This is a genomic window from Peribacillus sp. FSL E2-0159 (assembly GCF_038643155.1).
Lineage (GTDB): Bacteria > Bacillota > Bacilli > Bacillales > DSM-1321 > Peribacillus > Peribacillus simplex.
In genome coordinates this window covers 2891207-2904279 of record NZ_CP152053.1, presented here as the reverse complement: position 1 = coordinate 2904279, position 13073 = coordinate 2891207, and the positions used below count along the sequence as shown (strand labels likewise).

The 13073-nt window shown below is 38.7% G+C and carries 10 protein-coding genes and 1 pseudogene; all 11 read left to right on the top strand.

Going from position 1 to position 13073, the window contains the following annotated elements:
- Window positions 1-109: 109 nt before the first annotated feature.
- The 11 genes and pseudogenes from NYE63_RS14195 (at window position 110) to NYE63_RS14145 (ending at window position 13071) form a co-directional block, all read left to right on the top strand.
- Complete coding sequence (locus NYE63_RS14195; RefSeq protein ID WP_342605646.1) at window positions 110-571, top strand: hypothetical protein; 462 nt, start codon at window positions 110-112, stop codon at window positions 569-571.
- Between the two features lie 1039 nt (window positions 572-1610).
- A pseudogene (locus tag NYE63_RS14190) lies at window positions 1611-1850 on the top strand (metalloregulator ArsR/SmtB family transcription factor); the annotation flags it as partial.
- Between the two features lie 93 nt (window positions 1851-1943).
- Complete coding sequence (locus tag NYE63_RS14185) at window positions 1944-2336, top strand: SRPBCC domain-containing protein (RefSeq protein ID WP_342605768.1); 393 nt, start codon at window positions 1944-1946, stop codon at window positions 2334-2336.
- Window positions 2337-2417: 81 nt separating this feature from the next.
- Entirely contained in the window at window positions 2418-3008 is a 591-nt protein-coding gene (locus NYE63_RS14180) for a YdeI family protein (protein WP_342605645.1), read from the top strand.
- Window positions 3009-4465: 1457 nt separating this feature from the next.
- The gene (locus tag NYE63_RS14175; RefSeq protein ID WP_342605767.1) at window positions 4466-6487 is read left to right on the top strand and encodes a transporter substrate-binding domain-containing protein; all 2022 of its coding nucleotides are present in this window, start codon (window positions 4466-4468) and stop codon (window positions 6485-6487) included.
- A gap of 24 nt (window positions 6488-6511) precedes the next feature.
- The gene (locus NYE63_RS14170; protein ID WP_342605644.1) at window positions 6512-7888 is read left to right on the top strand and encodes a sigma-54 dependent transcriptional regulator; all 1377 of its coding nucleotides are present in this window, start codon (window positions 6512-6514) and stop codon (window positions 7886-7888) included.
- Between the two features lie 161 nt (window positions 7889-8049).
- Entirely contained in the window at window positions 8050-9057 is a 1008-nt protein-coding gene (locus tag NYE63_RS14165; protein ID WP_342605643.1) for a TAXI family TRAP transporter solute-binding subunit, read from the top strand.
- Between the two features lie 19 nt (window positions 9058-9076).
- Window positions 9077-10177: an ABC transporter substrate-binding protein gene (locus NYE63_RS14160; protein ID WP_342605642.1), complete on the top strand. Its 1101-nt coding sequence runs from the start codon at window positions 9077-9079 to the stop codon at window positions 10175-10177.
- A 19-nt stretch (window positions 10178-10196) separates the two neighbouring features.
- Window positions 10197-11357, top strand: coding sequence for an ABC transporter ATP-binding protein (locus NYE63_RS14155; protein WP_342605641.1), 1161 nt, complete (start codon window positions 10197-10199; stop codon window positions 11355-11357).
- A complete protein-coding gene (locus NYE63_RS14150) occupies window positions 11321-12265 on the top strand; it encodes an ABC transporter permease (RefSeq protein ID WP_342605640.1) in 945 nt (314 codons plus the stop codon). The genes NYE63_RS14155 and NYE63_RS14150 overlap by 37 nt, the downstream gene beginning before the upstream one ends.
- Entirely contained in the window at window positions 12265-13071 is an 807-nt protein-coding gene (locus NYE63_RS14145; protein ID WP_094246734.1) for an ABC transporter permease, read from the top strand. Before NYE63_RS14150 ends, NYE63_RS14145 begins: the two co-directional genes overlap by 1 nt.
- Window positions 13072-13073 lie beyond the last annotated feature (2 nt).

Genomic DNA, 13073 nt, shown 5'->3' with positions numbered 1-13073 from the left:
AAACTCGTGATATTTTTTGGATTAATTTAACAAAATATAAACGATTATTGATTTGGCTTAGTGTATTATAAAGTAATGAAGTCGATTAAAACATTTGGGGGGAATTGAGATGAGCGAGACGGTAGGAAGTTCAATAAAAACACTTTTGAAAGAAACGTTTGAAGGACCGGGAAATGAAGGGAGCTATTATACTGATTCAAGACCGAATACAGGGGTTTTTGGGACACTTGATGGTTTAACCGCAGAAGACGCTTCACGTTCCATAAATGGATCAACCATTGCTGCTCATTCTGACCACATACGGTATTATTTATGGGTGATCCGAACAATGATCAGCGGTGCAGACTTCGAAAAAGATTGGGACGCAAGCTGGACCATTACTACTGTTGATGAGGTGAAATGGGCGGAAATCAGGGAGGGATTACATAAAGAATATATAACTCTTTTCGCAGAAATCGATACAATCGATTTAGGAAAATGGCTGACAAATGTAAATGCTACCATTGCCCACTCGGCTTATCACCTTGGAGCGTTACGGCAAATGTTAAAAAGCCTTGAAATAGAAAAATAATCTAACATAATGAGAGTATGTAAAATGATTGGAAAGTAGGAGCACTCGCTTTCCGGGGGCAGTCCGGGAGCCTCCTTGGCGCTCTTGCGCCTGCGGGGTCTCCCCTGGACGCGCTTTTCCCGCTTATAGAAAAACTGCAGGTAAACTCGCTTTTCAGTGAGTTTGTCGACCAAATGGAATGGCCCCATCTCCTACCCTTTTCATGATTTAATCTAGGGGATTTTTACCACATTTTAAAAACAAAACTTGATTATCCTTCATGTATTTTTACTGTTTTATATGATGAAAAATCTTGGATCTTTTTATTTGTGGGTTTGTAAAATCTGATTGTTGATTTCTATTATCATATACTTGAATGAAGTCATTATTAATTTCATACTTAGGTCGTCCGAATCTCACTCCGTTATTCTTTGCCACTTAAATTCCTTCAGCCTCTCGTTGCTTATTTTTTTTAACGTTCTTGCTCAGCCACGTATGAAAGCAGAGTAAAAAAATGGTCCTCTATTTATTTTCCAATATCACCCATACCTCTGGATTTCCTACTATTAAAATGTGTTTCATTTTCAAGTGCCACAATATCTGATTCAGACCTCGAGTAATATACTTAGATTCTCGAATGATACCTTCATAATCTCTACTCTTTAGGCCGGATAAATTCTTTTCCACTTTGCTTATCAAAAAAAATATCGTTGCTCAATTCCAAGTTCACGAAATTTTTTAAGCTGCAGTTCTGGATTCTGATTTTTGCTGCAACATGAGCATATCCAATTATCAAAAATAGCAACTAACAATATTGGTTATTCATGTTAAATTCATGGTTTGTGAAGAAATGTACTTTAACTAATGGGGAAGTTTAGTTGTAAAAGGATTTAATAAATTTGAAACTTTATCTATTGAACAAATAATAAAAAAGGAATCTATATACTTGATGATAAGAGAATAAAACAAATACCGTGATGTCAATAATAAAATTGACAGGACACCAATTGGTGTCATATAATAAAAGACACCAACTAGTGTCCAATAAAGGGGGGGGATTTTGAACGAGCAAAATCAAAATCAAGAGCGTGATATTTATGTAGCCATCGCTGACCCAACAAGACGTAAATTGCTACATTTGTTGGCGGACGTGGAAGAATTGCCACTCAATGAGTTGACCGTTCATTTTGAAATGGGTCGTACTGCGGTTTCAAAGCATTTGGCAATCCTTAAAGAGGCTCATCTTGTAATCAGCAGAAAGGTCGGCAGGGAAACGCGTTATCGGCTTAATGCTGCCCCGTTGAGGGAAATTGAAGATTGGGTATCGTTTTACAGGAAATTCTGGAGTGAAAGAATATTGCTTTTAAATCAAATATTAGAGGAGGAACAAAAGATGAATTTAACAGTATCACAAGATTTTAATTTTAAGAGCCCAATCGAGAAGGTATGGCTCGCCTTAACGGATGCAAATACTCTTGCGAAGTGGGTAATGACTAATGATATTAAACCTGTCGTCGGACATAAATTTCAGTTTCGGAATGAACAGTGGAATTTAGTTATCGATTCCGAAGTTCTTGAAGTGGAGGAGCCTTATAAATTATCTTACACTTGGGTTGGTGGCGGGATAAACACTACAGTCACATGGACATTAAAGCACGAGGATGGAACAACCTATTTACATCTTGAACAATCAGGATTCGAAAAAGAAGATCAAGCGTTCAATGGTGCGAAATATGGTTGGGCGAAAATGGGCGAAGAACTTAAAAAAGTGTTAGTGGAAATGTAAGATCAAACCTCTGAACCTGTTTTTTAGTTTTTAGCTAACGTTTAAGAAAAGCAAACTGCTCGGAAAGAGGAGTGTTCCGTGATGACAAATATTATGAATCCTAAGGTTGATGAATTTTTAAGTAAAGCTAAAAAATGGAAAGAAGAATATGAGACGTTGAGAAATATCGTTCTTGACTGTGAGCTGACCGAAGAATTTAAGTGGATGCATCCTTGTTACACGTTTGAGAAAAAAAACATAGTTTTAATACATGGATTTAAAGAATATTGTGCGCTTCTGTTTCACAAAGGTGCCTTGTTACAGGATGCCCATGGGGTACTAATCCAACAAACGGAGAATGTACAGGGCGCGCGCCAGATTCGGTTCACCAATGTTCAAGAAATAGTTGCAACGGAAACCATTCTGAAAGCCTATATTCATGAAGCCATTGAAGTTGAAAAAGCCGGTTTGGAAGTGAAGTTTAAAAAAAATACAGAATTCATAATTCCTGAAGAACTTCAAAATAAATTTGATGAAACCCCTCCCTTGAAAACTGCTTTTGAAGCATTGACCCCAGGACGGCAAAGAGCATACATTCTTTATTTCTCTCAACCCAAACAATCCAAAACTCGAGAGTCAAGAGTTGAAAAATTTATGCAGAATATTCTCAATGGTAAGGGATTAAAGGATTAGTATAATCGATAAGAAAAAAAGTAATAATCTTCAACAAAACCACCTAATAAAAATAATGTGTTATTCCATTATAGGGTGCTTTAACAAAAAAGCCCAATTTCTCAATTTTAATACAGAGAAATTGGGTTTTTTTGAAATTTCGATTTAGGAAAATGGCTGACAAATTTAAATGCGACCACTCCCCACTCGGTTTATCATCTTGGAGCGTTACGGCAAATGTTAAAAAGTCTCGAAATTGAAAAAAATTTTACATATTGAAGGTTTGAATGATTGGAACGTAGGGCACTCGCTCTTCTGCGGACGGAGACTCTCGGCGCCTATGGGTTCTCCCTTGGACACGCTTTTCCCGCTGGAGTCTCGTACCTTCCGTTCCAAACAACTGTATTTTTTTAAAAAAACTCAAGGCAAACTAGCGTTTCTTTAAATTTATCAATATCAGGAGGTTCCGAATGGTCTAATTCAAACCATGATTTAAAAGAAGACTTGTTTATCCTTCTGTTTTTTACTTTTTTAGAATGAACCCCTCATTAGATTGAAGAAATATGCGACACTCCTGCCGAATAACTGGCTAGCCGAGACCCCACAGACGCTTGCGTTGAGGAGGCTCGGCAGACAGTCGGCGGAAAGGGAGCGGGTTTCTGAAATCAACTGGCTCTTTTTAGCAAACTGGCTCTTCTTCGTTTTGACGACAGTCTAAAAAAGGCCGATAAATAGTGACTTTTTAGTATGTCGACAAAAGGAGGTTCGGAATGCTCGTACACCGAACCATGATCTTAAAGAAAGACTTGTTTATCCTTCTGTTTTTTACTTTTTTAGAATGAACCCTTATTAGATTGAAGAAATATGCGACACTCCTGCCGAATAACTGGCTAGCCGAGACCCCACAGACGCTTGCGTCGAGGAGGCTCGGCAGACAGTCGGCGGAAAGGGAGCGGGTTTCTGAAATCAACTGGCTCTTTTTAGCAAACCGGCTCTTCTTCGTTTTGACGACAGTCTAAAAAAGGCCGATAAATAGTGACTTTTTAGTATGTCGACAAAAGGAGGTTCGGAATGCTCGTACACCGAACCATGATCATAAAGAAAGACTTGTTTATCCTTCTGTTTTTTACTTTTTTAGAATGAACCCTTATTAGATTGAAGAAATATGCGACACTCCTGCCGAATAACTGGCTAGCCGAGACCCCACAGACGCTTGCGTCGAGGAGGCTCGGCAGACAGTCGGCGGAAAGGGAGCGGATTTCTGAAATCAGCTGGCTCTTTTTAGCAAACCGACTCTACTTCTACTTTAATTTTGCTAAACACCCTTAGCTAGGTTAGGACAGGTTATGCATTCAGAAACGCACAGCTTTTTGTAAGTTATTGTTGGATTGTGTCAAATTATACTAAGAATTCATTACAATTTAAAGGGTTCAAGTCCTAATTGGAGAAGTATATTAACATGATGTTTTTAGCCGAGGATTACTGACTGCAAGGATTTTGACGTAGAAGGAGGGCTCTTAATTAAAAAGCAGCTGTTTAAACTAAGTATATTTTGCTTTATAATCTTTGTTCAAACGTTTTGGCCTCCCGCTGTTTTTGCTGAACAAAAAACATTTATAATTGCTGGAGAAAGTGCTCTTCCTCCGTTTTCATTTGAAAATGAAGCTGGTGAGCTGACAGGGATCAATATTGATTTAATGGAGGAAATAGCAAAATATAATGGCGTAGATTTCAAATATATTCCGATGAGGATGGAAGAAGCCGAAAAAGCCTTAAGTAATGGAACAATTGATGCAATTGTTGGAAGTACCTATAATACCGAAAAAGACAACCAACTTGACTTCACTCAATCCTATTTTACAATGTCTCAATCAATAATCATTCCTAGTAAAAAGAAACAGGATATTCATGCGTTAACGGATCTACGTGAATCACATGTTGTCCTTGACCATAACACTCCAGTAATCAGTACATTTCTCAATATGAGGAATACAAATTTAACGACCGTTTCGAATCAATACTCGGGTATTTTAACATTATTGAACAACCGTGCAGATGTATTCATCGGGAACAAATGGACTGCAGATTTCTATTTGAAAAAGTTCCGTCAAGAAAAGAATTACATCATTCTCGATGAAGTCATTGAACCTGCGGATTATACGATTGCAGTGAAAAAAGGGAATCAATCACTTCTTTTCATGATGGACAATACACTCACAGAACTTAAAGCAAATCGAAATATCAATGGGATAATCGATAAATGGGTTATGCCACAATCCAATCAAAAAATTGCTAGGCTGGAGCAATTCATATTTTGGTTGATCATAACCTTAACTGCCGTGGCTCTTATCCTTCTAATCATTTACATATGGAATCAAAGGCTAAAAAAATCCGTTCATAACCAGACGTTGAAATTACATTTATTAAATAAGGATTTAGAGAAACAAAGGCAAAACATCGCAAATGCTGAAGCGTTCAAAGATCAAATCTTAAACAATATCAATACTGGCATCATAACATTCGATCTCGATTTCATGATTACCAGCTGCAATGCAAAGGCATCTGACATTCTCAACATTTCCAAGGAAATGATTCTGAATCTTATGAATCATTCACGATTAATGAAGAATTTCGAAGCTTTCCATCAAGAACAAAATGAGAATAATCGTACGGGTTCTTTTCGTATCTTGGTTTTAAATGAGGAAAATGAACAAAAGGTAATTTCATATTCGATGCATAAGATGTTCAATTCTGAAGATATACAAACCGGATACTTACTTTCAATGAATGATGAGACGGAAAAGAAAACATTGGAGAAAAAATTGGTCACACAAGAAAAATTGCACGCTCTTGGTCAACTAGTTGCAGGTGTAGCACATGAAATCAGAAATCCTTTGACATCGATTAAAGCATTCATTGATTTACTTCCGAGTAAATATGATAATCCTCAATTCCGACAAGTTCTAATGGAACACTTGCCTTCTGAAGTTAACCGTTTGAATGCTATTGTTACCGATTTAATTGAATATGCACGTCCGCGTCCGCCAAATATTACAAATTGCCACGCTAATGAACTTATATCATTACTTGCTTTTCATAAGGTGACAATGGAAAAAAACCAAATAAATTTCGAGCAGACGATTGAGGAAAACCTTATTTTTTATATAGATTTACAACAAATTCAACAGGTACTGCTTAACTTGGTGTTGAATTCGATTCATGCCGTAGAAGAAACAAAGGAAAAGACCATTAAAATCACCATTGATAAAGAGAACGAAAAGACAGGGCGGATTACCATATCCGATACGGGAAAAGGGATGAAACAGGAGGAATTGAACCATATTTTCGAGCCTTTTTTCACAAATAAAGAAAAGGGCGTCGGTTTGGGACTTACGTTATCGTATAGGCTAATTAAAGAAAATAACGGGGATATCCATGTGAAAAGTTATCCTAATTCAGGAACAAAATTCACTATTTTACTACCTTTATATATCGAATAGAAGCTTGGAAAGAGGAGGAGTACTATGAAAATGCATGTATTGGTGATTGATGATGAACCTGCTATTTGCACCGCTCTTAGCTTTGCATTGGAAGATTCTTATCAAGTTGTGACAACTACTGACCCGGATGAGGGTCTTCGTAAGATCGACAATCAGCCTATTGATATTGTGTTACTTGATTTGAGAATAGGAAATAAAAGTGGACTTGATGTCCTACAAAAAATCAAGCAAATAGCACCTAACATAACAGTCATCATGATGACTGCCTATTCATCGATTGAAACTTCAATCGATGCCATAAAAAAGGGGGCATACTACTATATTGAAAAGCCAATTAATATAGAAGAACTTTCTATGCTCTTGATGAGGGCAGCCGAATTCAAACAGATGTCCAATCAATTGGATACATTACATGAAGAATTAGAGATTCAAAAGGGATTTGGTAACTTCCTTGGTAACAGCAAGGCGATGCAGCGTATTTTCTCAATGATCGAAAGAGTGAAAGATATTGATTCCAGTGTTCTTATCACGGGTGAAAGTGGTACTGGAAAGGAGCTTGTAGCCCGAAACATCCATACGCTAGGAAGAAGGAAAAACAATCCAATGCAGATTGTCAATTGTGCAGCAATTCCTGAGATGCTGCTGGAATCTGAATTGTTCGGTTATGAGAAGGGAGCATTTTCCGGTGCAACACAGAGGAAGGATGGGAAATTTGTTGCTGCTAATGGAGGCATCCTTTTTCTGGATGAGATTAGTGAAATGCCCCTTCCTCTTCAAGCCAAATTATTACGAGTATTGCAGGAACGGGAAGTGACGCCTCTGGGATCTAATACAAAAATCTCATTGGATGTCCGTATTATAAGTGCAGCCAATAAAAACCTGGAACAAATGGTGATGGAAGGGGAATTTAGGGAGGATTTGTATTTCAGGCTAAATGTCATTCCCATCTCGATGCCGCCTTTAAGAGATAGAAAAGAAGATTTACCGATCCTTATGGATTATTTTATAAAAAAGCACGCTAAGGATATGAATCGGGAAGAAAAGATGTTCTCGGCAACCGCACGTCGGATTTTACTGGATTATCATTACCCTGGGAACGTTCGTGAGCTTGGTAACATTATAGAATATGCTGTTGCCCTATCAAACTCGAAAAGAATGGAAGAAACCGACTTGCCGCAATATGTTCAAGAACAGAAGTTCATTCTCCAGCCTGATGGCAATGACAATGATTTTAACAGTTTCAGGATTCCCATTGGCATTTCCATGAAAGAGATAGAAGAAAAAGTCATCACGGCGACTCTTCAATACTGTAAAAACCATCGGCAAAAAACAGCTCAAATCCTAAAAATTTCTGAAAGAAGCCTTCGTGATAAAATCAAGCTCATTTCAAAAGGAGAATAATGGCTTATCGTGTTAACCGGCAATTTTTTCTGGAAAACCGGAAAAAATTGCCGGTTTATACTTGTATAACATCCAAGAAATCGGCAGGATTTGCGTTTTATGGCAGAAAATCGACTTGGCATGGTATTTGCATCTAAATTCATTAAGAAAGGAGGGCCACGATGAAGAATGAAGCACTCTTTATAAAAGTCGCTTTGTTATTTTGTTTCATGACAGGATGTTCTTTTATGAATGAGCAGCAGGAAATATCTAAACCTGCTACCACCTTGATTCAGAGGCAACTAACTTCTGAAGGACAGGATTTAAATAATAGGATGCTAATCATTGGAACCGGGGATATGACAGGTGTTTATTTTTCATTAGGACAAAGATTATCAAATATGTATGAAAAATATGATGGAGCTGTGTCAGGTACCCAGGTAACCCAAGCTTCCATCGAAAATACTGAATTGGTTAGCCGCCATCGGGCAGAAATTGGTTTTACCACAGTGGATGTACTGGATTTGCCCGAAACGGATAAATCCAAGTTAAGAGCTTTAACGGCCCTATATTCCAATTATGTTCAACTTGTTACTACTAAACAAAATGATATTCATTCCTTAGAAGATTTAGTTGGTAAACGCATTAGTGTGGGAACGGCAGGAAGCGGTACAAGACTTATTGCAGAGCGGATACTGTTAGAATCTGATTTACCGACTGATCAATTGAATTTATCCTATCTTTCTTTTTCTCAATCTGCAGAAGCATTACGAAATGGTACCATTGATGCAGCTTTCTTTTCTTCGGGAATCCCGAATAATGAAATCGCTTTCATATCCACTCAGACGGAACTAACTTTCATTCCAATACCGGGAGACATCATTGAACGCCTCCAAAAACAATATGGAGTTTATACTCATAATGAAATTCCCAGAGATACATACAAGGGGATGAAAAAAAATGTCCAAACGATTTCAATTAAAAATGTCCTGGTAACCTACAAGGAAATGTCTGACCCTCATGCTTACAATCTTGTGAAAACATTATATGAACATCTGCCTGAACTGCAGCATACACATCCGGCTGCTTCTGATATTTCAATAAATGAAGCAACTAAACAAGTTCCACTTGATTTTCATCAAGGGGCCATGAATTATTTTACCGAACAAGGAATTATTGAAAATCAATGAAAAACGGGAGGTAATGACTATGAAAAAACTGTTGAGTCTTTTATCAATAATAGTATTAATCGCTCTTGCGGGGTGTGGTAATCCTACTCCGCAAAAACCGGGTGAATCCGTACAAACGAGTGCAGGTGAAAAAGGAGAGAAAAAAATAACGATAGCCGGTAATGGCGGAGTTATTGAAAGTGCCATCCGAGATGTGATCGCACCAAAGTTTAAAGAAGAAACAGGAATCACTGTTAATTATATTTCCGGTTTATCAGGTGAAATCCTATCCAAAGTGGAATTACAGAAGAACGCTCCGCAAATAGATGTTGCCCTTTTTGTACCGGTTGATGTAATTCGCGCTAAGGAGAAGGAACTGATCGTGCCAATTGATGAGTCCAATGTTCCCAATATGAAATCGGTTGATCCACGTTTCATTCCAGTTGAAAAAGCTGCCGCGCCAGCATTCGGCTTAGTCATTGCACCTGCATATAATACGGAAACCTTTAAAAAGAAAGGGTTAAAATCAATTGAATCATGGAATGATCTTGTCTCACCTGATTATGAGGGTAAAACGGCATTTTCAGATATTACGAATGACTGGGGTTTCAATACCCTTAATGGTCTGGCAATTTCAAACGGCGGCAGTACGGAAGACATGGAACCAGGTCTTAAAAAGGCAAAAGATCTTGCAGCGTATTCCAATACATTTTATAAAAACTCAACGCAAATGATGCCAGCTATCCAACAAGGAGCTGCTGACGTAACGGTCATGGGAAGTTATTCCATAGGTGAACTAGCCGTTTCAGGTATTCCTATTAAGATGGCCGTGCCTAAAGAAGGCGTGCCGCTTCAAGCTTTCAGTGCTGGTCTAGTGAAAAATACACCTAATAGCAAAGAAGCCCTAGAATTCATCAACTATGTAGTCAGTGAAGAAGCGCAAGCATTAATTTCCGAAAAAGGATTTTATCCGACGGTAGAAGGCATGAAAATTCCAGAGAAATATGAAGAGTCAATCGGACTTAAAGCAAGTGATAAAACATTCAAACCTGATTTCGTCAAGTTTGCCGAGATCCGTGCCGAGGTGTCAGACAGATGGGCGAAAGAGGTTACTCCTGAATTAGGGAAAAAACTCAAATAAAAAGGAGCGTGTTGATCACATGGAAGTATTAAAAAAAGATGTGGAGATTAATAGGCAGCACCTGGAGGCAGTTCAGGGGCTTGGGTCAAATAAAAATGATGTAGAAATAAAAGGCGCGTATAAACAATTTGGTTCGAATGTTGTCCTGAATGGTATCGACCTGGAGGTGAAACAAGGAGAGTTACTCACTCTTCTTGGGCCTTCCGGGTGCGGAAAGTCCACCACCTTGAACCTCATTGCAGGGTTCCTCGATGCAGATCGGGGTGAGGTCCATATAAAAGGCAATAATGTTACGAAGGTTCCGCCTTATAAGCGAGATTTAGGAATGGTTTTTCAAACTTATTCTCTTTTTCCTCATATGACAGTCTATGAAAATCTCAGTTTTGGGTTGAAACTGCGCAAGGTCGGTAAAGCTGAGCAAAAAAAGAAGATAAGTAAAGCGCTTGAATTAGTTAAAATGTCAGGATTGGAGAATCGTTATCCAAGGGAATTATCAGGGGGTCAGCGTCAGCGTGTTGCGATTTCCAGGGCACTTGTAGTGGAACCGGAGCTCCTTTTGCTTGACGAACCGCTTTCAAACCTTGATGCAAAATTGCGCCATGAACTCAGGGCCGAGATAAAGCGGTTACAAAAGGAAATTGGCGTCACTACCATTTTTGTGACCCATGATCAAGAAGAAGCTCTTTCCATGTCTGATCGAGTCGTGGTTATGAATGCAGGGAAAATTGAACAAATAAGTACTCCGACTGAGATTTACAATCATCCCAAGACAGAATTCGTCTTTCAATTCATCGGTAAATCTAATTGTTTTGAAGGAAATGTATCTGCTGTGGATAAGCGGAAAGTTTCAGTCAAGATCGGTTCTGATATCACTAATGTCGACGCAAATAACATCATGGGAAATGATAGTGATTTGAAAACCGGGGATGAGGTGAAGATTTATATTAGACCAGAAAAACTGCAAATTGTTTCTGCTGATGAAAAAACTTCATCTTCATTGGATTTCCATCGTGCTAAGATTAGCCAAATTAACTATCTTGGTACCTCATGGGAAATCAATGTTCTATTACAAGGGAAAAGTATTCAAGTATTGACTTCCGCTTTTGATTCATCATGGCAAAATGGAAGTGAGGTGTTGATAGGATGGAGCCCATCAGAAGTTATGCTAGTCAAGAAATAGAACAGGAAACGAATCCTATTGAGCCGCAAAAGGAACCTAAAATCAAGAAAAGGAAAATCTGGGTGCCAGGATTACTTCTTTTAACGCCGATTCTACTTTTCATATTTGGTTTCTTCGTCATACCGATGTTATACATTTTATATTTAAGCTTCATATCAACAGATAATCTTGGGGGAGCGGATGCAATTTATAGCCTAAAAAACTATACACAATTATTTTCCGATAGCTATTACTTATCTTCTTTATGGCTGACAGTGAAAATCAGTTTGTATTCGGTCTTGGTTGCTTTATTTCTTGGATATCCGGTAGCTTTAACGATGGCCAAAAGTTCAGCGCGGATCAGAGGGTATATCACTCTCTTGATCGTGTCACCGCTCTTGGTAAGTATAGTTGTCCGTAATTTTGGCTGGTACCTATTACTATTGCCTAACGGAACGATTAATCAAACCTTGATGGCACTTGGCATAATTGATGCACCATTGAAACTATTGTTTTCGGAAATCGGAGTTGTAATTGGGCTATCCAATGCATATCTTCCTTTCATGATCTTATCCATCGTTGCAAGTCTTTATAATATTGATCCTTCTCTGGATAAGGCAGGAGCAATACTTGGGGCAAGCCCATTCAGAAGGTTCTTTTCCATTACATTGCCGCTAAGTATCCCTGGTATCGTATCTGGCTGCATTCTAGTATTCAGTTTATCAATGAGTGCTTATGTTACGCCTGCGTTAATGGGGGGAGCCAATGTACCCGTGATGCCAGTTGTCATCTATGATCAAATAAATAACCTGCTGCACTGGACTTTCGGATCTGCTCTTTCTTATATTCTATTAGCAACCACTGTCATATCAGTAGCTGTCTTTACCAGAGTGTTTGAAAAAGGGAAATTCAAGGAGGTATTCCGATGATGAAAACGTTTGGCGGCCTTCGGATTGCCGTTGCTGTGTTGGCCATTATCTATATCTTGATACCGCTAATTGTCGTTATTCCCGCATCTTTTACAAGTGCCAATTATCCAAGTTTTCCGGCTGAAGGCTTCTCACTGCAATGGTATGCCAAGATCTTGGAGCGTCCTGAATTTTTGGAAGCATTTTTGAACAGCGCGAAGTTCGCAGCATTAGCTGCCCTTTTCTCCGTCATATTCGGAACTCTGGGTGCCCTTGGCATCGCAAAGTATGATATACCGGGAAAATCGTATATTACGGCCCTTTTAACTTCACCATTAAGTGTGCCGCAATTAGTCTTAGGTATTGCACTTTTAATGTACTTTACACCAATGATGCTTGCCGGTACGTCTACAGGATTTTTAATTGCCCATATCGTCATTTGCATACCATATGTCATGCGGCTCGTATTGACCGGTTTAAGTGGATTTGATTATAATCTCGAACGGGCCGCGGCCATACTTGGAGCGAATCCATTAACAGTATTCATGAAAGTGACACTGCCGCTAATTGGATCAGCGGCCATCTCAGGGGGATTATTCGCATTTTTGACATCCTTTGATAATGTAACGGTCTCCCTCTTTATGGTATCGCCAGAAATGAGAACGCTGCCGATCGAGATTTTCTCGCAAATGCAGGATGCCTACAATCCAATCGTTGCATCCGTATCAAGCGTGGTTATATTCATATCAGTCCTTCTAATTGTCATACTTGAAAAAATTCAAGGTGTCGGTAAAGTTTTTGGTGGTTCCCATCATACAAACGGTTAAAT